The following is a 22788-nucleotide window of genomic DNA, read 5'->3' on the forward strand; positions in this document are numbered from 1 at the left end:
CGTCCGGCGCACCGGTGGGAGGACCTGTGACAGGTCTGTGACAGTCGGCGGACAGCGCCATGAAACAGCCCGGGCAAGCTCGTTGGCACAAGGAACGGACGGACTCCACCGACGGGGGGCGCGGGATGAATGCACTGCACAGCACGACCACAAGCGCAGTTGTCACGCGTCTCCACGACGTCGGCAGGGGCACCGAGAAGTCCGGCACCGGAGGGGGTGCCTCCCTGCTCGAGCGGAACCGAGAGCTCGGGGGCGGCCGTGGGTGCGTTCGTGGCGCCGGGCGTCAGCACACGGCCTGCATGACGGTGGTCGACGCACCTGCGTCAGTCGGCGGGGGAGCCGCGTACGGGGAGGTCACGGGGGAGCGGACGTCCCGGACGGAGAGCTCGGACGCCGAAGCGGCGTTCACGGCCTACGTCCAGGAGCGCCGCGCCTCCCTGTACGCAACCGCCTACCACCTGACCGGTGACCGGTTCGAGGCCGAGGACCTGCTGCAGAGCGCCCTCTTCTCCACGTACCGGGCGTGGGACCGGATCAGTGACAAGGCGGCGGTCGGCGGGTACTTGCGCCGCACCATGACCAATCTGCACATCAGCGCGTGGCGCCGACGCAAGTTGAACGAGTACCCGACCGAGGAACTGCCGGAGACGGTGGGCGACACGGACGCGATGCGCGGTACGGAACTGCGCGCCGTGCTCTGGCAGGCGTTGGCGCGGCTGCCGGAAATCCAGCGCACGATGCTGGTCCTGCGGTACTACGAGGGGCGCACGGACCCCGAGATCGCGTCGATCCTCGACATCAGTGTCGGCACGGTGAAGTCGAGCATCTGGCGGTCGCTGCGGCGGCTGCGTGAGGACGAGGTGCTGAGCTTCGGCCGTGACGAGGAGGAGTCCTTCGGCGAGCTGGTGGCCTGAAGGCAGCGGGGGAACCGGGGGATCCGGGGGCTGCTGCTCCGGGGGGAAGCAGCGGGCTTACGGGGGAACGCAGCGGGGTCGGATGGGCCGGGGGGTCCTGTCCGGCCCTGCGGTGCGTCCCGGGCGGGCGTGGGGAGGGCAGGGGGCCTCGCGGGGGCTTTGCTACCGGACCCCGGTCCGGGGCCGCGCCATGGCCTTGGATCCGGGGCTCTGTCCCGGGAGCCCGGGACGACCAGGCCCGTGGGCAGGGCTGGGAGTGCTCGCGGGATGGGCCGTGGCCGCGCTCCTGGGAGGGGGCCGGTCCTGAGGCTGCGGACGCGTGAGCCCCCGGCGTCCGACCGGCTAACCCACCTCGCGCGCCACCGGTGCCCGGCGGCACCGCCCTGCCGCAGCTGCCGCCAGCCGCCCGAGCGCCTCCTGCTTCCCGCACGGGTGAGCGCCCAGCGCCGTCTGCCGTGCCACGATCCGCCGCTCCGCGCGCATCAGCCGCCATCCCCGTCGCAGCAGGAACGGCACGGACTTGCGGCCCTCGCGCAGATCCCGCAGCAGCCGGCGGCGGAACGTCGTCGTCGGGCGGCCGCGCAGGCACAGCGCGTCCGCCAGGACACCCAGTTCCTGGCATCGCTCGACTATGTCCGCCGCGAAGATGCCCTCGGCCACGAACAGCGGCGTCCGCTCGATGTGGAACGCCTCGCGGTCGATCCGGGAGCTGGTCGCGATGTCGTACACCGGGACGTGGGTACGCCCCGTGCGGCACAGCTCCGTGATGGCGGCGACCGCCGCATCCGCGTCCCAGGACTGTGCGGAGTCCCAGTCGATGTCCGAACTGCCCGGTACCAGCGGCAGTGTGGGGTCGTCGCCCTCCTTGTAGAAGTCGTCCAGGCGCAGCACCGGAAGGTCGGTGCGGGCGGCCAGGGAGGACTTGCCGGAGCCGGAGGGGCCCGCGAGCAGCACGACGCGGGTCGGGATCGGTTGGGAACTCACAGGACACGAGTGTGAGGCATTGGCCCGCGCAGGGGATCCCCCGGTGCCCGTGTTGGTATCCAGCATCACACCTCAACTACTCTACGCATGCAGATGATTACTCGATCGGTACCGATCAGGTGGGAACTCCATGGCACGACATGCACTTTCCAGGTCCCGGCGCCGCGCGCTGCTGCGCGCAGGTCTGACCGTCACCGCGGTGGGCGCGGCGCTCGGTGCGGCGGGGGGTGCGGCGGCCCAGGCGGCGCCGCTGCCCATCGCTCCGGCCCCGGGCGCCGACAGCAGCCTCGACGCGGTCGGTGAGGCGACCGGGGGTGCGGTGACCGGGGCACTCGGGCACGGGGTCTCTCCGGCCACGAACCTTCAGCTCGACCCGCTGGCCAAGACGGGAGTGGACCCGCTGAGCAACAGGGTGGGGACGCAGATCGCCGACTTCAAGCCGGTCACCACGGGCACCGTCACCGACCCGCTGAGCAGTGGTGGTGCACTGAACGACCAGCCGTTGGTGGGGCAGGTGACGGGGCCGGTGCACGGCTGATCCCGGCGCACAGGGCTGCGGCCCGCCCCTCCGCGGTGTTGCCGGAAGGGCGGGCCGCAGCCGCGACGGTCAGTAGGACGAACCCGAGGCGCCGAGCGCACCCGTGGGGTGCCAGACCGTCTTGGTCTCCAGAAACGCCGTCAGGCGGTCCGTGCCCGGGTCCGCCGACCAGTCGTCTCCGTCCACAGCCTGGGGGCGACGGACGCGCTTCAGGTTGTCCGCTGCCGCGATCTCCAGCTCCTTCGCCAGACCGGCGTCGGCGCCCGTGAGATCGATCGCGTTCACGTCCTGGTGGGATGCGAGCGGGGCCGCGAGCTCCGCCGTCTTCCCGGACAGGATGTTCACCACACCGCCCGGCAGGTCGGAGGTGGCCAGCACCTCGCCCAGGGACAGCGCCGGGAGCGGGGCGTCGGCGGACGCGATGACGACCGCTGTGTTGCCGGTCGCGATCACCGGCGCGACGACGGAGACCAGGCCCAGGAACGACGACTTCTGCGGCGCGACGACCGCGACCACGCCCGTCGGCTCGGGCGTGGACAGGTTGAAGAACGGGCCCGCGACCGGGTTCGCCCCGCCCACGATCTGGCCGATCTTGTCGGTCCAGCCCGCGTACCAGACCCAGCGGTCGATCGCCGCGTCCACGACGGCCACCGCCTTGGACTTCGACAGCCCCTCCGCGTCCGCCACTTCCCGTACGAACTGGTCCTTGCGGCCCTCCAGCATCTCCGCGATGCGGTAGAGGATCTGGCCGCGGTTGTACGCTGTCGCGCCCGACCAGCCGCCGAACGCCTTGCGGGCGGCCACGACCGCGTCCCGTGCGTCCTTGCGGGAGGATTGCGGGGCGTTCGCCAGCCACGTGCCCTTGGAGTCCGTCACCTCGTACACCCGGCCGCTCTCGGAGCGGGGGAACTTGCCCCCGACGTACAGCTTGTAGGTCTTGAAGACGCTCAGACGGTTATCGGACATCGAGGTACGCCTCCAGGCCGTGACGGCCGCCTTCGCGGCCGAAGCCCGACTCCTTGTATCCGCCGAACGGCGAGGTCGGGTCGAACTTGTTGAACGTATTGGCCCAGACGACGCCCGCCCGGAGCTTGCTCGCCACCGCGAGGATGCGGGAGCCCTTCTCCGTCCAGATGCCGGCCGACAGGCCGTACTGGCTGTTGTTGGCCTTGGCGACCGCCTCGTCCGGCGTACGGAACGACAGGACGGAGAGCACCGGGCCGAAGATCTCGTCGCGGGCGACGGTGTGCGCCTGGGTGACGTTCGTGAACAGCGTCGGGGCGAACCAGTAGCCGGAGGACGGGAGTTCGCACGGGGCGGACCAGCGCTCGGCGCCCTCCGCCTCGCCCGTCTCGACCAGTGCCGTGATGCGGGAGAGCTGCTCCGCGGAGTTGATCGCACCGATGTCGGTGTTCTTGTCCAGCGGGTCGCCGAGGCGCAGCGTGGACAGCCGGCGCTTCAGGGAGTCCAGCAGCTCGTCCTGGATCGACTCCTGTACGAGGAGGCGCGAGCCCGCGCAGCAGACTTGCCCCTGGTTGAAGAAGATGCCGGTGACGACACCCTCGACGGCCTGGTCGATCGGTGCGTCGTCGAAGACGATGTTGGCGCCCTTGCCACCCAGCTCCAGGGTGACCTTCTTGTCGGTGCCCGCGATCTGGCGGGCGATGGCCTTGCCGACCGCGGTCGAGCCGGTGAAGGCGACCTTGTTGACGTCCGGGTGTTCGACGAGGGCCGCGCCCGCGTCGCCGTACCCGGTGAGGATGTTCACGACGCCCTTCGGCAGCCCCGCCTGGCGGCAGATGTCCGCGAAGAAGAGCGCGGAGAGCGGGGTCGTCTCGGCGGGCTTCAGGACCACGGTGTTGCCGGTGGCGAGCGCAGGGGCGATCTTCCACGCCAGCATGAGCAGCGGGAAGTTCCACGGGATGATCTGGCCCGCGACGCCGAGCGGGCGCGGGTTCGCGCCGAAGCCAGCGTGGTCCAGCTTGTCGGCCCAGCCCGCGTAGTAGAAGAAGTGCGCCGCGACCAGCGGGAGGTCCGCGTCACGGGTCTCCTTGATCGGCTTGCCGTTGTCGAGGGTTTCGAGAACGGCGAGCTCGCGGGAGCGCTCCTGAATGATCCGGGCGATCCGGAAGAGGTACTTGGCGCGCTCGGAGCCCGGCAGCGCCGACCACTTCTCGAATGCCCTGCGGGCCGCCTTCACGGCCCGGTCGACGTCCGCGGCTCCGGCCTGCGCGACCTCGGAGAGCACCTCTTCGCTGCTCGGCGAGACCGTCTTGAAGACCTTGCCGTCGGCCGCGTCGGTGAACTCGCCGTCGATGAAGAGGCCGTACGAGGGCGCGATATCGACGACCGAGCGCGACTCGGGGGCGGGGGCGTACTCGAATGCAGATGCCATGGGGATCAGTCCACCGTCACGTAGTCGGGGCCGGAGTAGCGGCCCGTGGCCAGCTTCTGGCGCTGCATCAGCAGGTCGTTGAGCAGACTCGACGCGCCGAAGCGGAACCAGTGGTTGTCCAGCCAGTCCTCGCCGGCGGTCTCGTTGACCAGGACGAGGAACTTGATCGCGTCCTTGGAGGTGCGGATGCCGCCGGCGGGCTTCACACCGATCTGCACCCCGGTCTGCTCCCGGAAGTCGCGCACGGCCTCCAGCATCAGCAGGGTGTTCGCGGGCGTGGCGTTGGTCCCCACCTTGCCGGTCGACGTCTTGATGAAGTCCGCGCCCGCCAGCATGCCGAGCCAGGAGGCGCGGCGGATGTTGTCGTAGGTGGACAGCTCGCCGGTCTCGAAGATGACCTTGAGGCGGGCGTCGGTGCCGTCAGCGCGGACGCACTCGGCCTTTACGGCGAGGATCTCCTCATACACCTTGAGGTAGTGGCCGGAGAGGAAGGCGCCCCGGTCGATCACCATGTCGATCTCGTCGGCACCGGCGGCCACGGCGTCGCGGACGTCCGCGAGCTTCACGTCGAGCGCGGCGCGCCCGGCGGGGAAGGCCGTCGCGACGGACGCCACCTTCACGCCGGAACCGGCCAGCGCGGCGGCGGCCGTCGCCACCATGTCGGGATAGACGCAGACCGCGGCGGTGCGCGGGGTCGTGCGGTCGGTCGGGTCGGGATTGACGGCCTTGGCGGCGAGAGCCCGGATCTTGCCCGGGGTGTCCGCGCCTTCCAGCGTCGTCAGGTCGATCATCGAGACGGCGAGGTCGATGGCGTACGCCTTGGCCGTCGTCTTGATCGAGCGGGTTCCGAGAGACGCGGCGCGCGCTTCGAGGCCGACGGCGTCGACGCCGGGCAGCCCGTGCAGGAAACGGCGCAGCGCACTGTCGGACGCGGTGGCGTCGGAGAATGCGGGTGCAGTGGTGGGCATGGTCACCAGGAGAGCATATCTACGCGCGTAGCGACCTGTATAGGGGGAGGGGCACCGGCGTGGGGGTGCGGTGCCGTCCGGGTGCGGGGTGGCCGCTTCGGCGGGGCTTGTGCACGTCAGGCAGAATCGGTCTCATGACGAGCCCCACACCTCCCACCGAGCCGACCTACGCCGACCGGACCTTCCGGTCGTCCGCCGGGATGGTGGGCGGTGTCCTGCTGCTCCTGATGGTCGGCTGGCTCGGCGTGGATGCCCTGATCAGGGGTGACGGGCGGGTGCCGTGGCTGGCCCTGGCCGGGCTGCTGACGGCTGTGCCGCTGATCGTCGCGTTCACGCTGCGGCCCGTCGTCTTCGCCAATGATCGGCGCATCAAGATCCGTAACCCGTTCCGGACGATCACGATGCCGTGGACCGCGGTCGCGGATCTGCGGGCCGGGTATTCGAGCGAGCTGTTCACCGAGGACGGCACCACGTATCAGCTGTGGGCGGTGCCGGTGTCGATGCGCCAGCGGAAGAAGGCGGTCAGGCAGCAGTCCCAGCGGTCGCTGGACGACCCGTACGACCGCACTTCCGTGCATGCGGACGTCCGTGACACCACGTCCCGGATGGCGGCGGCCGACCAGACCATGGCGGACCTGCGAGAGCTGGTGGAGCGGGCGAAGGCGGGCGCGGGTCCGGGGGAGTCGTCGAAGTCCGCGGCGACTTCGGAGCCTTCGGCATCCTTGGTCTCGGTGCGCTGGGCGTACGAACTGATCGCACCGGCGGTGGTGGGCGCGGTGGCGCTGGTGGTGCTGCTCGCGACGGGCTGAGGCCGCAGAGCAGCCCCGTCCTCCCGGCCTGTCCCTCGGAGACCGGCCGGTACGTGCACCCGTGCTCGCCGGTGACCGTGGAGACCGGCTGTGCGCAGCACACCCCCGTCGGGGAAGATCGCCTTTCCGCCGCTGAGGATCACCGGCGCGACCATGAGCCGGAACCCGTCGGCCAGGCCCTCGCTCGGCACCAGGGCGACGTTGACCGGCTTGCGGGCCCAGCCCGCACGTACGTGCCTCATATCCATGTGTGCGACTGACGCCCTGAACGTGACATATGTGGCATGTGTGGAAACATGGCATGCGTGGCATTTGGTGCTGGCGGGAACCTCTTTACTGAACCCTCAGCCGGGAGGGCTCAGACAGGCGACAGGAGTGCATCATGATCGCCAAGCTGCTCGGCAAGCTGTCCTTCACCCGCCACTACGGTGCGTACGGGGCCCATGAATGGGATGCGTACGCCGGCGACGACGAGGGCTGACCGCACTGCGGGTGCCCCCGGGCGCCCGCAGGCTCCCAGTCACGCTGTCGACGATATCGGCCTGGACAGGTACGAGAGTCGGGGACGATCTCATGGGCCGAATGAATGAGCCACCGCGGTTGCCCGAAGGCGGCTTCGCGGCCTGGAGCCGCGACCGGCTGGGACTGGCGCGCCGTGGTGCTGAGGAGTGCGGGGACGTCTGGCAGTTGGAGCCGGGTGTCTACGTAGCCGCTACGGCCGGGCCATGTGAAGAAGTCCTGCGTCGCGCGCAGGACTTCTTCAAGGCATCCTCGCCTCTCTTCCCACCGCTGAAGCGGTCGAGCGGAGCACCGACGGCTGAGGAGCGTGCGCACGCTCACGCCGCCCGCATGCGCGGACTACGCGCGCAGGCGGTTGCAGCCCGGATCGGTGAGATCGCGCCCAGGGCCGCTCGATTTGCTGACCAGTGGCCCACGGGCCAGGACGTCGAGATTCTGCCCCCGGTCCGGCGCACCCTGGCAGAGATCGGCGTGCACTACCTCTTCTCCGAAGACGCTCCCACCCTGCTGCCCTTTGCCTCACGGCTCTTCCTGGCCCGGGAGGTGCTCGTACGCCCCTCGCGCTGGGCATGGCCGCGCTGGATCCCCACACCGGCACGGCGGTTCCGCACACGGCAGCAAGTCGCCTTCACCAACGCTTTGCGGCCCATCGTCCGCCGGCGCCGTTCATCGGGCCGGCTCGGTGACGACGTGCTGGGACAGATGCTCCGGCCCTCCTCCCGCCACGGCCTACTGCCGGAAGAGGCCATCCTCGACACTCTCCCCGGAATCACCGTCGCCACCTTCGAGACGCCTTCCCGGGCAGCCGGATGGATCCTGCTCTACTTGGCCCGGCACCCCCAGGCAGCGAACCGCGTCGCGGCCGAAGCCGCCTTGCTGCCCGCGGACCCGGCTGCGACGACCAGCACCCACCTCGACAGCCTGCAATACACCCAGGCACTGGTACGCGAGGTGCTCCGACTGCACCCCCCGAGCTGGCTGCTGACCCGGCGCGCCACGCGACGGACTCAGCTGGCCGACTACACCATCGACGCCGGGTCCACCGTTCTCGTCTGCCCCTACACCGCTCACCGCGACGCACGGGAACACTCCGAACCGGACCAGTTCCAGCCCGAGCGCTGGCTCGATGATTCGGGCTCACCGGCGAAACCCGGGGTCTTCCTCTCCTTCGGCACCGGGCCGCATGGCTGTGAGGGAGCCGCTCTGGCCATGGCGATGCTGACGCTCCTGACCGCGCAGACCGCCCGCCGCTACCACGTGAGCGAGCCGCCCGGGCCGGAACCCGGCTACCAGGTCACCACCTTCGAAGGTCTCGCAACTGTCGGCTTGCGCCTGCGTGCCACCGTGCGCAGCTGAGGGCGGCCCTGCTTTCAGTGACAGGCCGCGTCCGACGGCCGCGGGGTCGCGCCGGCCGGGGACGGTCAGCACACCGAGGCAGGCGATGACGAGCACGATCCCGGCCCAGCCGAGGGCGGGCAGGTGTTCGCCCACGACCAGGACCGCGAACACAGCCGCTACGGCGGGCTCCAGCAGGGACAGGGTCGTCGCGGTGCTGACGGGGATGCGGGACAGGCCGAACCCGAACAGGACGTACCCGGTGAACATCGGCACCAGCGCCATGTACAGGCCGACGCCCGCATTCGTCCAGGAGGCGATCAGCGGTGTGCCGGTGGCCGACAGCACCGGCACGAGCATCAGCCCGCCGAGTCCGAACACCGCTCCCATGGCCGCGCGTGAGGTGATGCCGCGTGTGATGAGGCGGTGCGCGGCCCACGCGTACACGGCGTACGTCACGCCCGCGACCAGCCCGAGCCCCACCCCGGCGACGGTCTGCCCGGCAGAGCCCGTACCGGTTCCGGAACCGCCCTGGGCGGCCTCGGCCGCACACAGCAGCACGGTGCCGGCCAGCCCCAGGGCGGCACCGGCCATCCATCGCCGGGACAGGCGCCGCCGGTCGATGATCCGCTCGATCAGGGCCGATGCCAGTGGGGCCGAGCCGATGGACACGACCGTTCCCACCGCGACACCGGCCAGATGCATGGAGGTGTAGAAGGCCAGCGGATACAGGGCCACGCCCGATCCCCCGACGAGCACGATCCGCCACTGCGCCCTGAGCGCCGCGCGGGCCTGCGCGATGCGAGGCCCGGCCACCAGAGCCTGCAGCAGACCGCCCAGGCCCATCGCGGCGGCGCCGATCGCCAGCGGCCCCACCTGCGGTGCGAAGGTCGCCGCAGTGCCTGTGGTGCCCCACAGCACCGAGGCCAGCAGTACGGCGAGTGCGCCCGCCCCCGGTCCGGCCGCCGTGTGACCGGCGCGCCCCGTCACAGGCCGTCCACCAGGCGCGCCGCCATGTCGCGTGCGCGCCGCATGCGTACGTCGTCTCCTTCGAGGCCCGCGCGCACGATGGCCCCTTCGAGCAGGAACGCCAGGTGTTCCGCTGCGGCGCCGGCCTTCTCGTCCTGGCCGGGCAGCAGCTCCTGGAGGTGGGTGGCGAGCAGGCTTTCGACTTCCTCCTTGTGGTGGCGCACCACCGTCCGGCCCTCGTGTCCGGTGGGCAGCTCGGCGGCCGCGTTGAGCAGCCCGCATCCGCGGAAGCCGTGCTCGTAGGCGAGGCCGGCATGGTCGGCGTAGGCATCGAAGACGGCCAGTACGGCCTCCCGCGGGCCCTGCGCGCCGGCCAGACGCCGCCGGTAGAGGCCGAGCCACTCCTCGTGCCGGGCCTGGAGGTAGGCCGAGACGAGGTCGGCCTTGGAGGTGAAGTTGTTGTAGAGGCTCATTTTCGCCACACCGGCCTCGGCGGTGATCGTGTCGATCCCGGTCGCCGCCACACCGTCGGCGTAGAAGCGTCGCGCCGCGGCCTCAAGAATCCGCCCGCGCGCAGGCCCCTGCCGCCGCTTTCCCGGCTGCTTCCCGGAAGCCCTCGCGTCCGTCATGCTGCTCCCTCTCTCACGATTAGGTAGACCAGTCTACCTAATCGTTTGGATGCTGCCAGTGGATGTTGCCGACAGGGCGCGACTGTGATGATCCGGTGCAGCAGGTAGCCCTTCCCGCGAGCGAACGGTGCCCATCTGGCAAGATCGTGCGCTCGAACATGCCCCGGCTGCGGGGGCTTTGCCGCCCGGCCGGGCAACGGGAATGTTTCAACGGGGAGATCGAAGAAGATATGCGCACGTGGAATCGTGCTGTGCCGGCGGCGGTGGGTGCCCTGGCGCTGGCCGTGGTGCTGACCGGTTGCAACGACTCTGATTCGGGGAAGAGCGGGCGCAGTTCCAGCTCCTCCTCGTCAAAGGACAAGACGACCTACCGTCTGGGCGAGGCCAGTCCGCCGCAGGAAAGCTCCATGCAGAACTCGAAGGGCAGCACGTTCACGGTCACGCCCACGAAGGTGCAGACCGGAACGAAGGCCGACATGGACAACTCCGGCCTGGAGAAGGACAAGGACGAGGCCCCCAAGGTCCCCGTGTATGTGTTGTCCACCCTCACCCATAAGAGCGGCAAGCCCATGGAAGTCGGCGACATGGATGACGACCTGGTCGTCAAGACGGACAAGGGCGAGCGCACCAAGGCCCTCATCGTCATCATGGGTGACGCCAAGTGGCCGAACTGCCCGGCGCCCGACACCGGGAAGAAGGTGAGCCCGGGACAGTCGGAGAAGATCTGTACCGCCTTCCTCATCCCCGAGGGCCAGAAGGCCGCCGCGGTCGAACTGAGCCAGGGCTTCTACAACGACCCGCTGGAGTGGCCGGTCAAGAACTGACGCTTGGCCGGGGCCTGGCCTCCCTTCACGCGTCCTGGAAGATGCGGGCCTGCACCACGCCGGGTGGAGGGACTGGCCGGGCTTGAGCAGATCCTGTGGCGCAATGCCCACGAGACCGGGAAGCCCGTTCACGCTCCCTGGCGGTCCACCGAGCCCAGCCACTGCGTCAGGGCATTGCGTACCTCGTTCGGGTCGGGGTCCTGGGCCGCCCACGCGGCATAGCCGTCGGGCCGGACCAGGAGGGTCGGGCGCAGACCGGTCGCCGGGGAGACTGTCACCACTCGCCCCGCCCACGGCGTGGCAACCGCAGCGACAGCGCGGCCCACCAGCACGAACTTGCCCTCCCGCAGTGCCTCATAAAGCCGGGCCGGTTTCTCTGCCAGGCGGAGGTCCGGTACCCGGCGTCCGACGAGCGGATGAGAGCCGCGGGGTGCCCGGTAGGTGATCCCGATGCCGGAAATGCCGCGTGATGCGCGCGCCTCCACCACGACCAACTGGTGCACGACGGTAGCCAGTGCGGCCCGCAACGCGCGGATCAGAGGTGACCCGGCGGCGACGGCCGTGAGGAGTGCGTGACTGATGCGCAGGACCATGCGCCCCACCGGATGACGTTCCGCGTGGTAGCTGTCCAGCAGTGCGTCACCAGCCCAGCCGTGCAGGACGGCTGCCAGTTTCCAGCCAAGGTTGGCGGCATCCTGGATCCCGGTGTTCATACCCATGCCGCCGGCGGGCGAGTGGACGTGTGCGGCGTCGCCCGCGAGGAACACTCGTCCCTGCCGGTAGTGGGGTACCTGCCGCTCGTCGCTGCGGAAGCGGGAAAGCCACCGCGGGTCGTGCATCCCGAGGTCGTCGCCGATCGTTCGTCTGGTGATGTCCCGGACATCCTCCAAGGCGATCGGCGCATCCTCAGGCACCTGTTCACGCCGGTCCCAGGCGACGATCCGGTACCAGCCGTCCCCGAACGGTGCGAAGAACGTGAAACCTTCTTCATTCGAGCTGAACTTGAAGATCTCATCAGGGGCGCGGTCGAGCAGCACATCAGCCAACATCACGGAGCGAATGGCCGACTTCCCGGGGAACGGCATACCCAGGCTCTGCCGGACGGTGCTGCCCGCCCCGTCCGCACCGACGACGTAACGGCCCCGAAGCGTGGCCATGGTGCCGTCCGGATGGCGCACGTCCACGTCAACGCCGTCCGGGTCCTGCCGTAGCCCGGTGACCCGAGCCCCACGGAGGATGGTGGCTCCCGCTTCCTCGGTCCGGCGCAGCAGGGCCCGCTCGACCTGCCACTGAGGAATGGTGAGGATGAAAGGGAAGCGCGTTCGCAGCCTGGAGAAGTCGATACTGAGACGGCCGAACGGATGCAGCGCCCGGGTCGGTGTACCGATACGGAGGAGTCCGTCGGCCAGGCCTCGGGCGTCGAGCTGCTCCAGGGTTCGCGCATGGAGGCTGAAGGCGCGGCTCAGATCGGATTCGTGGTCGCGTCGCTCCAACAGTGTGACACTGACCCCGGACTTGGCGAGGTCACCCGCGAGCAGGAGGCCGGTCGGACCGGCCCCGACCACCAAAACGTCGGCGTCCGGTGCCCCGTGTGAGTTCGAAGAGACATTTGGTGACATGTCCGTCGTGTTCATATTTCCGAGTGTCAACCCCGATCGGGGGCGCCGCACCGCGAGATCCGGATCGGTGGCGCGGCCGCGGGCGGGCCGCCAATGAGTGTTGCCACTACCTCCGCCGGTGCCCCGGAACCGCACGGTCAGCGGCTTCCGGATGCATGGCCGAACCACCTTGCCTACACGCAAGGGTGATCGGCGGGGGCTTTCGACCGTAGTCATGCGATGACGGGCCGATCGCGGTGGCGTCAGCCCGTCCTTGAACTTCTGCGGAGCAGTTAGTGCCGTGACCGTGACCGGCAATGTCTGCCCCGTGAGGAGTGTCGTCCGGTGCGTGCGATCGCAAGGCGGAGGCTCGCCCCGATACCGGTCGTATCGGGGCGAGCCCGACAACGCAGCGAGCGTGTGTGCCAGGCGTCGCCAGGCAGGCGGGACTTTCGGACCCTCCTAGTGCTCCGGGAGCCGGGCCCAGAAGTGGTTGACGATGTCGTCGATGTAGCGTCTCCCGTTTTCGCCGGAGGCGGTGGTGCCGCCGGCTCGGCTGAGGGTGGCGGCCATGAGGGTCTGGTACTCGTGGTGCATGTCGCGCAGGGGGTCTTGCAGGTCGCGGCGTTCCATGGAGATGAGGCGGGCGATGGCGCGGATGTGGGCCTGCCAGCGGGTGGATACGGCATCGGTGAGGAGGCGGGCGAGTTCGTCCTCCAGGCCGGTGACGGCGATGAAGTCGCGCGGGGGCAGGTTGAGGACGGCGCCGAGTTTGGCGGACTGTCGTTTGTCGCCCGTCCATTGGCCGGCTTCTTCCATCTGGTGGTAGGCGTCGAGGGTGAGGCCGGTGGCGCGGGCGACGTCCTCGACGGCCAGTCCGTGGGCGAGACGGTGTTCACGCAGGGTGCGGGGAGCGCCCATGAGTTCGCGGGGGTTGCACCACAGGGCACCGGCCAGGGCGGTGAGTTCGCTGGCGGTGGGCAGTGCGGTGCCGCGTTCCCACGCGGTGATGTGGTCGGGGGTGATGTGGGTCGTGCCGTAGGAGGCGCGCATGCCGTAAGCGACGTGGCCGGGGGCCATCCCGAGTTTCTCGCGCAGGATGCGGGCGGCGCGCGCGTTGAAGGGGAGCGGTGGATGCACGGAACGAGAGTAGGGAGTCACCCGGGGTGAACTCCATGGCTGCTGTCGCCCGCATCCCGGTTTGACTGGATAGGTCGCCGGTGATTTTGGAGGAACCGACAAGGGGTGGTCCTGGAAAGTCAACTAATGCTTTCCCTAAAGCAATTGAGATCACGTTCCTGCCGCGTATGATCCGCTCGCAAGGCGCCGTACGTGTGTTCGTACAACCGACTGACACACGCTTCCGGCGCCACTGCCATATTCCCTCGTACTTGCAGGTCCAGGAGACGCAGTCATGCACACCAGCACGACAGGCCCGGCCGAAACGCCGACAATCAGACCCGGTGGCCCGCTCAACCGGTTCTTCCGCATCGGCGAACGCGGCTCGACGTACGGCCGTGAGATACGCGGCGGGTTCGCCACCTTCTTCACCATGGCGTACATCCTCGTACTCAACCCGATCATCCTCAGCAGTACCGAGGACAAGTTCGGCCACCAGCTGGACGCCGGTCAACTGGCAACCGCCACCGCCCTGGTGGCCGCCGTGATGACCGTGATCATGGGTGTGGGTGGCAACCTGCCGCTCGCTCTGGCCGCGGGCCTGGGTCTCAATGCCGTGACCGCCTTCCAGATCGCCCCTCTGATGAGCTGGGACGACGCGATGGGCCTCATCGTGCTCGAAGGCCTGTTGATCTGCGTACTGGTGATGACCGGCCTGCGTGAGGCGATCATGCACGCCATTCCGCAAGCTCTCAAACAAGCCATCAGTGTCGGCATCGGCCTGTTCATCGCCTTCATCGGCTTCGTGGACGCCGGCTTCGTCACCCGCATCCCGGACGCCGCGCACACCACCGTGCCCGTGCAGATCGGCACAGGCGCCCTCACCGGCTGGCCCATGCTCGTCTTCTGTCTCGGCGTGCTGATGACGATGATCCTCCTGGCCCGCAAGGTGCAGGGCGCCATCCTCATCAGCATCGTCGTGATGACCGTCGTCGCCGTCGTCATCAACGGGATTGCCGACATCAAGTCCTGGGGCCTGACCGAGCCCTCGCTGCCCGACAAGCCCGTTGCCGCGCCCGACTTCGGACTCCTGGGCAAGTTCGATCTGTTCGGCTCGTTCGGTCAGGTCAGCGTGCTGACCGTCGTCCTGCTCGTCTTCACTCTCATCCTGTCCGACTTCTTCGACACGATGGGCACCGTCGTCGGCGTCACGGCCGAAGCCGGACTCCTCGACGAGCGCGGCCAGGTCCCCGGTCTGGGCCGTGTGCTGCTCATCGACGGCGCAGCCGCCGTCGCCGGCGGCGCCGCCTCCGCCTCGTCCGCCACCACCTACATCGAGTCCGCCGCCGGTGTCGGCGAAGGCGCACGCACCGGCTTCGCCAACCTCATCACCGGCGGCCTGTTCGCCCTCGCCCTCTTCTTCACCCCCGTTCTGACCATCGTGCCCCTCCAGGCTGCGGCCCCCGCCCTCATCGCGGTCGGGTTCCTGATGATGACCCAGGTCAAACACATCGACTGGGACCGGTACGAACTCGCCATCCCCGCCTTCCTGACCATCGCCGTCATGCCGTTCACCTACTCCATCACCAACGGCATCGGCGCCGGCTTCGTCGCCTACGTGGTCATCAAGGCGTTCCTGGGCAAGGCCCGCGAAGTCCACTGGCTGCTCTGGGGCACCGCGGCGCTCTTCCTCGTCTACTTCGCCATCGACCCGCTGGAGCAGTTGCTCAACGTCAAGTAGCCGACGTGGTGGAACCGAAACAGAGCGGGGGACGCCCCACGATCAGCGACGGAGTGTGTGAGCACATCGCGTCCGCCTGATCGCCGGGACGTCCCCCGCCGGCCGGGAGGCCGCTGCCTGCCTTCGCCGGTGCGACTCCCGCGCCGCCGAAGGCAGGCTCATCAGCTGTCGGCCCGTGGACAGTTCGAGGACCACGGGCACCGGCACCGGGATGTCTCCGTGCACCGCCCGCACCCGGCCGGACCCGAGCGAGACCCGGCTCGCGGTGAACCTCCGTCCGCGACAGCCGTGCGCTTCGGGGAATCACCGCCGCGACCGCCGTCTGCACCACCGGCAACCCGGCGCCCGCGTCGCAACAGCCCCCGCGCCGGGAACACCCCCGTGTATGAGGGGCGCCCTACGGGCAACTTCCGCGTGAAAGCCGACCGCGTCGCCGGTTTCCGGTCCCACTGGTCACGTCCGTCTCCATACATTGCGCGTGCCGCCCCGACTTCCGATGCGGGCGGCGGGGGGTGGGGCGAGATGACGGACGCCGACGGTTCCGGCAGAGCGGACACCAGTGGTGCGCGCTGCCGGATCGACATCGACATGGACGGCGGATACGGCTGGCGGATGATCGCGCAGAACGGTCGCGTGGTCGCGGTCTCCGCGCTCTCGTACGGCGAGTACGGCACGTGCCGTGCCGCGTTCGAGGAACTGTGTGCCGGTCAGCAGGAGTTAGTGGGCGGGGTGCAGCACGCACCGGAGGGCAACGGCTGGGTGTGGTTACTCCGCGACCGGGACGGCCGGGCCACCGTCGTCTCGGCGCGGGCGTACGAACGGCACTCGACCTGCCGGGCGGCGTACGAACGGTTCCGCACGCTGCTCGGTGAGCTGGGAGGCCTCACCGGAAGTTGCCTTTAGGGCACACCTCGTTCACACCTCGGAGCGCGCATGTCCATGACGCGCCGCCAGCGTCGACCGCGTGACGAGAGATACGAGTGGGGCCGAGGCGCAGGACCTGCCTCGGAGGCTGTACGCGGACCCGGGGCTGCCCGACCGCGTCTTCCGGGGGGTGGCCCGCAGCGGCGGCGGGCTGGTGCTCGCGGTCATGCTGCTGGTCGGCGGGTTTCTGCTCTACCGGGCCTGGCAGGCGCTGTCCCGGGCCGGCTGGTCGTTCCTGACGACGCAGGCCTGGGAGCCGGACGCCGGACGCTTCGGGATCGCCGCCGTGCTGGTCGGGACGGTACTCATCGCGCTGGTGGCCGTTGCCGTCGCCGTACCGCTGGCGATCGGCGGGGCGCTGTACATCTCCGAGTACGCGCCGCCCCGCCTACGGCAGACGCTGATCAGCGTCGTCGACCTGATGGCGGCTGTGCCGTCCGTCGTCTACGGGCTGTGGGGGCTGTTCTTCTTCGAGGGAAAGATCCTTCCCACCGCCCGCTGGATCGCCACCTATCTGGGCTGGATCCCGCTCTTCCGCGTGGATGGCGCGGACCCGTCGGACCCGCTCGCCCCGGAGACCGTCTACACCTCGTCGACGCTGGTCGCGGGGGTCGTCGTGGCGCTGATGGTCGCGCCGATCGCCTGCTCGGTGATGCGCGAGGTCTTCTCACAGGCACCGGTCGGTGAGCGCGAGGGCGCGTACGCGCTGGGCGCCACCCGCTGGGGCATGATCCGCAGCGTCGTCCTGCCGTTCGGCAAGGGCGGCATGATCGGCGGCACCATGCTCGGGCTCGGCCGGGCGCTCGGCGAGACGATCGGGGTCTACCTGATCATCTCGCCGGTCTTCGTGATCCAGTGGCATGTGCTGCAGAACGGGGCGAGTTCGGTCGCCGCGCTGATCGCCCTGCGCTACGGCGAGGCCAGCGAGTTCGGCATGTCGGCCCTGATGGCCGCGGGCCTCGCCCTCTTCCTGATGACTCTCGTCGTCAACTTCGCCGCGTCGTCGATCGTCGCCCGCAGCCGGTCCGGCGCGGCGAGTGAATGAGGAGACATCGCTGATGACCATCGCACCCGAGAGGCCCGTCGCGGCCGAGAGCGCTCCCGTGCCGGCCGTGGGGGAGCGGCGGCGCTCGCTGACATTGCTGCGCGCCACCGATGTGTACGCCCTGCTGGCCGCCGCGGCCGCCGCGCTCTCCCTGACCTGGCTGCTGTTCGCCCGGCTGCTGCCGTTCAGCGGGACCGTCGGCTTCCTGGTGGTCGCGTACGTGCTGTTCCTCGCCCTGTACGGGCTGGTGGTCTCATTCGACGAGGACGGCCCCGCCGTACGGGACCGGCTGGCCGCCGTCGTCGTGCAGAGCCTCGGCCTGGTCATGGTCGTCGCGCTCGGCTTCGTCATCGTCTTCACCCTGTGGGAGGGCCGCAAGGCGCTGCCACACCTGAACTTCTTCACCGAGGACATGGCGAAGGCCGGCCCGCTGGACCCGCTGTCGGTCGGCGGCATCCTGCACGCGATCCTCGGCACGCTGGAACAGATCGCCATCGCGCTCGTGCTGACCGTGCCGAGCGGGATGGTCTGCGCGGTGTTCCTGAACGAAGTGCCGGGCCGCTTCGCCCGGTTCGTAAGGACCGTCGTCGAGGCGATGACGGCGCTGCCGTCGATCGTGGCGGGCCTGTTCATCTACGCGACCGTCATTCTCGCGCTCGGCTTCGACCGGTCCGGGCTCGCCGCGTCCCTCGCACTGGCCGTGATGATGCTGCCGATCATCATCAGGGCGGCGGACGTGGTGATCCGGCTGGTGCCGGGAACGCTGCGCGAGGCCTCGTACGCCCTCGGCACGTCGCGCTGGCGCACGGTCTGGCATGTGGTGCTGCCGACCGCCAGGTCCGGGCTGACCACCTCGGTGATCCTCGGGACCGCGCGCGGGGTCGGCGAGACCTCCCCCGTGCTGCTGACCGCCGGATTCACCGCCGAGATCAACACCGATCCGCTGTCCGGGCCGCAGGTCTCGCTGCCGCTCGCCACCTTCGAGTTCGTCAAATCCCCCGAGCCCACGATGATCGCCCGCGGTTTCGGCACGGCGGCGGTGCTGATGGCGCTCGTCCTGCTCCTGTTCATCGTCGCCCGCGTCGTCGGCGGGCGCGGCGCAGGACAGTTGACGCGACGTCAGGAACACCGGCGGGTGATGGCGTCACGCCGCGACGCCGAACGGTTCGCCGCCCGCGCGAAGTCCGGGATACCCAGATATACGAGGAGTGAGCAGTGAGACCGGCATCCGTCTCCCGAGTGACCATGGCGGTGGCGGCACTGGTGTGCGCGCTGCTCGCCGTCCCTCCGCCCGCGGCCCTGGCGGCCTCGTACACGAAGATCAGCGGCGCGGGCTCGACCTGGAGCTCCAACGCCCTCGACCAGTGGCGCCGCAACGTCGCTGCCAACAGCGGCATGACGGTCAACTACGCGGCCGTCGGATCCTCGGTCGGCCGTGAGCAGTTCAAGAACGGCACCGCCGACTTCGCCGTCTCCGAGATCCCGTACGGACTGACCGAGGCCGGCATGCGGGACGCGCCCCCGAAGCGCGGCTACGCCTACATGCCGATCGTCGCGGGCGGCACCGCCTTCATGTACAACCTCAAGATCGGTGGCAAGAAGGTCACCAATCTGCGGCTTTCCGGCGAGGTCGTCACCAGGATCTTCACCGGGAAGACCACCATGTGGAACGCCCCGGAGATCCGGGCGGACAACCCCGGACTCACGCTCCCCGCCCGCCGCATCATCCCCGTCGTACGCTCCGACGGCTCCGGTACGACGGCCCAGCTGACCACCTGGATGGCGAAGGAACACGCCGGTCTGTGGGACGACTACTGCCGGCGGGCGGGCCGGTCCACGCCCTGCGGCATGACCTCGTACTTCCCCGTCGTGCCCGGCTCCTCGCACATCGCCAAGTCCGGTTCGCTCGGCGTCTCCGGCTATACGAAGCAGTCGCACGCCGAGGGCGCGATCACGTACGTCGAGTACTCATACGCGATCAAGACCGGCTTCCCGGTGGCGAAGATGCTCAACTCCTCCGGCTACTACGTGGAGCCGACCGCGTCGAGCGTCGCCGTGGCGCTGCTGAAGGCCCGGATCAACAGCGACAAGAGCTCCGAGAACTACCTCACACAGATCCTGGACGGCGTCTACCGCTCGGCGGACCGCCGCACGTACCCGCTCTCCAGCTACAGCTACATGATCGTGCCGACCAAGGCCGAGCAGCCGTTCACCACGGCCAAGGGCAAGACGCTCGGCACCTTCGCCAACTACTTCCTCTGCGACGGGCAGCAGCAGGCCGAGGAGCTCGGCTACTCGCCGCTGCCGAAGAACCTCGTCGAGGCCGGAATGGAGCAGGTGCGCAGGATCCCCGGCGCACCGACCGCCAGCATCAACATCAAGAGCTGCCGCAACCCCACTTTCTCCTCGGACGGCTCCAACACCCTCGCCAAGAACGCCCCGTACCCGAAGGCCTGTGACCAGCGCGGCTCCCAGCAGTGCGCGGACGGCACGGCGGGCGCCAAGCAGGAGACACCGGTCAAGTCCGGTGCATCGGGCGGAGGTTCGGGCGGTGGTTCGGGCGGCGGCAGCGGAAGCGGCGGTGGTACGGCGAGCGGCTCAGGCTCCGGCGGCGGTACGGGCGGCTCCACGGCCGCCGGTTCGACCGGGGGGGCGGGCTCCACGGACGGGGCCTCCGGCGGTACAGCGGGCAGCTCGTCCGGCGGCGTCATCGACCCCGACACCGGTGAGGTGATCGGCACCGACTCCACCGGCGACGCCTCCGTCGTCGGCAACCCGGTCACCCTCGCCTCCGACGACTCGGTGGGGCTGCGCGGCGTGCTGATGGCTCTGTCGGCGGTGCTGCTGCTCGGCGTGGTCGTCGGGCCCCCGATCACCGCGCGGGCACTGGCCTCGCGCAACCGACGCAAGGAAGGGTTCCGATGAACAGCAGACGCCTCACGGCGGGCATCGGCGCGCTGCTCGCCGCCCTGGTGGTGGCGCTCCTGCCGCTGCCCGCCACGACACCCGCGCAGGCGGCGACGGGCTCCGCGGTCACCGTGACCGGCAAGAAGGGGAAGTTCGACGACTTCTCCGGGCTGAAGGTGACCGTCGACCAGACCAAGCAGCTGCGGGCCCAGGGAGTGCGGATCACCTGGACCGGCGGCAAGGCGACGGAGAGCTTCGACTACAACTACCTCCAGATCATGCAGTGCTGGGGGGACGGCTCCGAGGGGCCCTCGCGCGAACAGTGCCAGTTCGGCAGCGGGATGGCGCAGGGTGGCAACTGGACCTCACTGCGCGAGATCGGCGGTGTGGCCGATCCGGCCGAGAAGGAGTACGACAAGAACGGGCCGAGCGGCGAGTCCTATGTCCCGTTCCGGCCCGCGGACGGCGGGCCCGCGACCACCGCAGCCCGCGACTGGACCTACTTCAGTTCGCTGGACACCAATGAGGAGCCGTACGCGGTCACGCAAAAGGACGGCACGGGGGAGTTCACCTTCCAGATGCAGACCGCGCAGGAGGCGTCGCAGCTCGGCTGCGGCGCCCCGGTGAAGAAGTCCGGTGTGGTCAGGGGCCGTTCCTGCTGGCTGGTCGTCATACCGCGCGGGGAGCACGACGTGGACGGCGCGACGGGCTCAGGCGAGCGGCTGGAGTCGTCGCCCCTCACTGCCTCCAACTGGGCGACGCGCATGGTGGTGCCGCTGGACTTCCTTCCGGTCGGCAACACCTGCCCGGCCGACCGGGCCGAGCGCCGGGCGATCGGCTCGGAGCTGGTCACCGACGCGATGAGCTCGTGGCAGCCGGCGGTCTGCTCGAAGAGCGACGGTGCGAAGTTCGCGTTCAGTCAGAGCGGCGAGGAGAACGCCCGGCAGACGATCGCCTCGCCGAGCGCCAGTGCACCAGGGCTGGCCTTCACCGTCGACCCGATCGAGCCGGCGGCGGATGCCGGGACGGACGGAACACCCGTACAGGCTCCGGTGGCTGTCAGCGCGCTGGTGATTGGCTTCTTCGTCGAGCTGCCGGACTCCGGACAATTGAAGTCGATGAAGCTCACCCCCAGACTCGTCGCGAAAATGCTCACCTCCTCGTACCAGAAGGATGTGACCCGCAGTCGGAAAACAATTCCCGAACACATCAGCGGCAATCCGCTCAGCCTGTTCCATGACCCGGAATTCCAGGAGCTCAATCCGGAATTCAAGGACTGGGCGGAGACGTCTCTGCCGCCCATGAGCCTCATGGTGCAGCTGGAGAGTTCGGACACCACCAGAATGCTCTGGCACTGGCTCCAGTCGGACACCGAGGCAAGGAAATTCCTGGCCGGCACGCCCGACCCCTGGGGCGCGAAGATCAACCCGTACTTCGAGGAGCTCGGCCTCGCCACCGACACCTCCCTCTCCGACTTCCCCAAGGCCGACCCGACGCGTACCGTCCTGACGATCGGGGACGAGCAGCTGGAGTACGGGACCACCGAGGTCGCCCCCTACGTCCAGGACATGCACGACGGTGCGCTGCGCACCCGGCGGGGCAACAGCCTGGCCGCGACCACCGCCGCGCTGGGCGGCAACGGTACGCCCGCCAAACTGGTCAACACCCCGCCGCTGCCTGGCCAGCGGATGGTCCTCGCCGTCGTCGACGCGGCATCCGCGGCCCGTTACGGCCTGCAGACGGCCGCCCTGCGCAACGCCGACGGCACCTTCGTGACCCCCACCGCCACCTCCCTGCTCGCGGGGGTCGCCGCGATGAAGGACTCGGCCGTGCCGGGCGTGCCGGCCCCGGCCCCGGGCGCTGCGAAGGGGAACGCTTACCCGCTGACCGCGGTCGCCTACGCGGCCGCGTACCCGACCCTCGCGGCGGCCGACCGCAAGGACTACGCCTCGCTCATCCGGTACGCGGCGGGCGCCGGCCAGACCCCGGGCCTGTCGCCCGGACAGCTCCCGCCCGGCTACGCCCCCCTTCCCGCGGAGCTCCGTTCCCAGGCACTCGCGGCCGCGGACCGGCTGCAGGACGGGACGGGCGACAGCGGGAGCAGCGGCGGCAATGAGGCCGCCGCCCCATCGAGTGGCGGCGCCCGCGGATCCTCCGGTTCCGGCGGCGGAAGCGGAGGTGCGGACGGCGGAAGCGGAGGTGCGGACGGCGGTACGGCAGCGGGCGGCGCCGATGCCCCGGCCAACCCCGACACCGCGGACTCCGCCGCGCCCTCGGTGTCCCCGACCGACCCGAAGCAGCAGAACGTCGCCGAGTCCGGCGGACTGACCCCTTCGACCGTCCTCGGAATCATCCGCTGGGTCCTGCTGGGAGTGCTGGTCGCGGGCGGAATCGCGGCCCTTTCGGGTCCGATTCTGCTACGGCTTTCGGTACGGAAATCCGTGCGCGCCGGGTGAGTTCTCCAGGTGTCACCTCGTAAATGATTTCGTAACCTGATCAACCGTAACCGTTGGTGGCCGCCGATGACCGGATAGGGAAAAGTTGTCGGTGGCCGGTCGACGGGCCGGTGG

At 69.6% G+C, this 22788-nt stretch carries 18 protein-coding genes and 2 pseudogenes; 11 read left to right on the top strand and 9 right to left on the bottom strand.

Going from position 1 to position 22788, the window contains the following annotated elements; translation table 11 throughout:
* The first annotated feature begins 125 nt into the window (after positions 1-125).
* Positions 126-914, top strand: a complete 789-nt coding sequence (locus tag ACIBB8_RS09680) for a SigE family RNA polymerase sigma factor (protein ID WP_398950223.1) — start codon at positions 126-128, stop codon at positions 912-914.
* 342 nt (positions 915-1256) lie between these two features.
* Here ACIBB8_RS09680 and ACIBB8_RS09685 read toward each other — a convergent pair whose 3' ends face one another.
* A complete protein-coding gene (locus ACIBB8_RS09685) occupies positions 1257-1964 on the bottom strand; it encodes a uridine kinase (RefSeq protein ID WP_398950225.1) in 708 nt (235 codons plus the stop codon).
* Between the two features lie 64 nt (positions 1965-2028).
* Between ACIBB8_RS09685 and ACIBB8_RS09690 the strand changes: the two genes are divergently transcribed.
* Entirely contained in the window at positions 2029-2436 is a 408-nt protein-coding gene (locus ACIBB8_RS09690) for a hypothetical protein (RefSeq protein ID WP_398950227.1), read from the top strand.
* Between the two features lie 69 nt (positions 2437-2505).
* Here ACIBB8_RS09690 and ACIBB8_RS09695 read toward each other — a convergent pair whose 3' ends face one another.
* From ACIBB8_RS09695 to deoC, 3 genes are read right to left on the bottom strand one after another with little or no spacing between them, the layout of a single operon-like run.
* A complete protein-coding gene (locus ACIBB8_RS09695; RefSeq protein WP_398950229.1) occupies positions 2506-3402 on the bottom strand; it encodes an aldehyde dehydrogenase family protein in 897 nt (298 codons plus the stop codon).
* The gene (locus ACIBB8_RS09700; protein ID WP_398950231.1) at positions 3392-4831 is read right to left on the bottom strand and encodes an aldehyde dehydrogenase family protein; all 1440 of its coding nucleotides are present in this window, start codon (positions 4829-4831) and stop codon (positions 3392-3394) included. The genes ACIBB8_RS09695 and ACIBB8_RS09700 overlap by 11 nt, the downstream gene beginning before the upstream one ends.
* Before the next feature lie 5 nt (positions 4832-4836).
* Positions 4837-5799, bottom strand: a complete 963-nt coding sequence (gene deoC / locus ACIBB8_RS09705; RefSeq protein ID WP_398950234.1) for a deoxyribose-phosphate aldolase — start codon at positions 5797-5799, stop codon at positions 4837-4839.
* A gap of 134 nt (positions 5800-5933) precedes the next feature.
* Here deoC and ACIBB8_RS09710 point away from each other — a divergent pair, with 134 nt between their 5' ends.
* Together ACIBB8_RS09710 and ACIBB8_RS09715 are read left to right on the top strand one after the other, a co-directional pair.
* A complete protein-coding gene (locus tag ACIBB8_RS09710) occupies positions 5934-6608 on the top strand; it encodes a PH domain-containing protein (RefSeq protein ID WP_398950236.1) in 675 nt (224 codons plus the stop codon).
* A gap of 849 nt (positions 6609-7457) precedes the next feature.
* Positions 7458-8351, top strand: a pseudogene (locus ACIBB8_RS09715) (cytochrome P450); the annotation flags it as partial.
* On the opposite strand, the gene ACIBB8_RS09720 reads toward ACIBB8_RS09715, so the two are convergent.
* Together ACIBB8_RS09720 and ACIBB8_RS09725 are read right to left on the bottom strand one after the other, a co-directional pair.
* A complete protein-coding gene (locus ACIBB8_RS09720; protein WP_398950238.1) occupies positions 8265-9452 on the bottom strand; it encodes a DMT family transporter in 1188 nt (395 codons plus the stop codon). The pseudogene ACIBB8_RS09715 and the gene ACIBB8_RS09720 overlap by 87 nt on opposite strands.
* On the bottom strand, positions 9449-10060 hold the full coding sequence (locus ACIBB8_RS09725) for a TetR/AcrR family transcriptional regulator (protein WP_398950240.1): 612 nt from the start codon (positions 10058-10060) through the stop codon (positions 9449-9451). Before ACIBB8_RS09725 ends, ACIBB8_RS09720 begins: the two co-directional genes overlap by 4 nt.
* 230 nt (positions 10061-10290) lie before the next feature.
* Between ACIBB8_RS09725 and ACIBB8_RS09730 the strand changes: the two genes are divergently transcribed.
* Positions 10291-10884, top strand: coding sequence for a hypothetical protein (locus ACIBB8_RS09730; protein WP_398950243.1), 594 nt, complete (start codon positions 10291-10293; stop codon positions 10882-10884).
* Between the two features lie 128 nt (positions 10885-11012).
* Here ACIBB8_RS09730 and ACIBB8_RS09735 read toward each other — a convergent pair whose 3' ends face one another.
* The gene (locus ACIBB8_RS09735; RefSeq protein WP_398950245.1) at positions 11013-12518 is read right to left on the bottom strand and encodes an FAD-dependent monooxygenase; all 1506 of its coding nucleotides are present in this window, start codon (positions 12516-12518) and stop codon (positions 11013-11015) included.
* Between the two features lie 426 nt (positions 12519-12944).
* Positions 12945-13622, bottom strand: coding sequence for a helix-turn-helix domain-containing protein (locus ACIBB8_RS09740; RefSeq protein ID WP_398950247.1), 678 nt, complete (start codon positions 13620-13622; stop codon positions 12945-12947).
* A 274-nt stretch (positions 13623-13896) separates the two neighbouring features.
* On the opposite strand from ACIBB8_RS09740, the gene ACIBB8_RS09745 reads away from it, so the two are divergent.
* Positions 13897-15342, top strand: a complete 1446-nt coding sequence (locus ACIBB8_RS09745; protein ID WP_398950249.1) for an NCS2 family permease — start codon at positions 13897-13899, stop codon at positions 15340-15342.
* Between the two features lie 42 nt (positions 15343-15384).
* Here the strand turns inward: ACIBB8_RS09745 and larC are convergent.
* Positions 15385-15606, bottom strand: a pseudogene (gene larC, locus ACIBB8_RS09750) (nickel insertion protein); the annotation flags it as partial.
* A 258-nt stretch (positions 15607-15864) separates the two neighbouring features.
* Here larC and ACIBB8_RS09755 point away from each other — a divergent pair.
* From ACIBB8_RS09755 to ACIBB8_RS09775, 5 genes are all read left to right on the top strand, one after another.
* The gene (locus ACIBB8_RS09755; RefSeq protein WP_398950251.1) at positions 15865-16245 is read left to right on the top strand and encodes a hypothetical protein; all 381 of its coding nucleotides are present in this window, start codon (positions 15865-15867) and stop codon (positions 16243-16245) included.
* Positions 16246-16306: 61 nt separating this feature from the next.
* Positions 16307-17311 (top strand): phosphate ABC transporter permease subunit PstC, encoded by a 1005-nt coding sequence (pstC, locus tag ACIBB8_RS09760; RefSeq protein ID WP_398950253.1) that lies wholly within the window; start codon positions 16307-16309, stop codon positions 17309-17311.
* Between the two features lie 13 nt (positions 17312-17324).
* Complete coding sequence (gene pstA / locus ACIBB8_RS09765; protein ID WP_398950255.1) at positions 17325-18530, top strand: phosphate ABC transporter permease PstA; 1206 nt, start codon at positions 17325-17327, stop codon at positions 18528-18530.
* The gene (gene pstS, locus ACIBB8_RS09770) at positions 18527-20236 is read left to right on the top strand and encodes a phosphate ABC transporter substrate-binding protein PstS (RefSeq protein WP_398950257.1); all 1710 of its coding nucleotides are present in this window, start codon (positions 18527-18529) and stop codon (positions 20234-20236) included. The genes pstA and pstS overlap by 4 nt, the downstream gene beginning before the upstream one ends.
* Complete coding sequence (locus tag ACIBB8_RS09775) at positions 20233-22674, top strand: hypothetical protein (protein WP_398950259.1); 2442 nt, start codon at positions 20233-20235, stop codon at positions 22672-22674. Before pstS ends, ACIBB8_RS09775 begins: the two co-directional genes overlap by 4 nt.
* Positions 22675-22788: the final 114 nt, after the last annotated feature.

The organism is Streptomyces sp. NPDC051286 (assembly GCF_044455345.1).
Lineage (GTDB): Bacteria > Actinomycetota > Actinomycetes > Streptomycetales > Streptomycetaceae > Streptomyces.

Bases quoted from the DNA above. Each gene is read 5' to 3' on its own strand.
- ACIBB8_RS09755 (WP_398950251.1), top strand. From the start codon at position 15,865: ATGACGGACGCCGACGGTTCCGGCAGAGCGGACACCAGTGGTGCGCGC.
- pstA (WP_398950255.1), top strand. From the start codon at position 17,325: ATGACCATCGCACCCGAGAGGCCCGTCGCGGCCGAGAGCGCTCCCGTG.
- ACIBB8_RS09710 (WP_398950236.1), top strand. From the start codon at position 5,934: ATGACGAGCCCCACACCTCCCACCGAGCCGACCTACGCCGACCGGACC.
- ACIBB8_RS09690 (WP_398950227.1), top strand. From the start codon at position 2,029: ATGGCACGACATGCACTTTCCAGGTCCCGGCGCCGCGCGCTGCTGCGC.
- deoC (WP_398950234.1), bottom strand. From the start codon at position 5,799: ATGCCCACCACTGCACCCGCATTCTCCGACGCCACCGCGTCCGACAGT.
- ACIBB8_RS09725 (WP_398950240.1), bottom strand. From the start codon at position 10,060: ATGACGGACGCGAGGGCTTCCGGGAAGCAGCCGGGAAAGCGGCGGCAG.
- ACIBB8_RS09775 (WP_398950259.1), top strand. From the start codon at position 20,233: ATGAACAGCAGACGCCTCACGGCGGGCATCGGCGCGCTGCTCGCCGCC.
- ACIBB8_RS09685 (WP_398950225.1), bottom strand. From the start codon at position 1,964: ATGCTGGATACCAACACGGGCACCGGGGGATCCCCTGCGCGGGCCAAT.
- ACIBB8_RS09735 (WP_398950245.1), bottom strand. From the start codon at position 12,518: ATGAACACGACGGACATGTCACCAAATGTCTCTTCGAACTCACACGGG.
- ACIBB8_RS09745 (WP_398950249.1), top strand. From the start codon at position 13,897: ATGCACACCAGCACGACAGGCCCGGCCGAAACGCCGACAATCAGACCC.
- ACIBB8_RS09695 (WP_398950229.1), bottom strand. From the start codon at position 3,402: ATGTCCGATAACCGTCTGAGCGTCTTCAAGACCTACAAGCTGTACGTC.
- ACIBB8_RS09730 (WP_398950243.1), top strand. From the start codon at position 10,291: ATGCGCACGTGGAATCGTGCTGTGCCGGCGGCGGTGGGTGCCCTGGCG.
- ACIBB8_RS09700 (WP_398950231.1), bottom strand. From the start codon at position 4,831: ATGGCATCTGCATTCGAGTACGCCCCCGCCCCCGAGTCGCGCTCGGTC.
- ACIBB8_RS09680 (WP_398950223.1), top strand. From the start codon at position 126: ATGAATGCACTGCACAGCACGACCACAAGCGCAGTTGTCACGCGTCTC.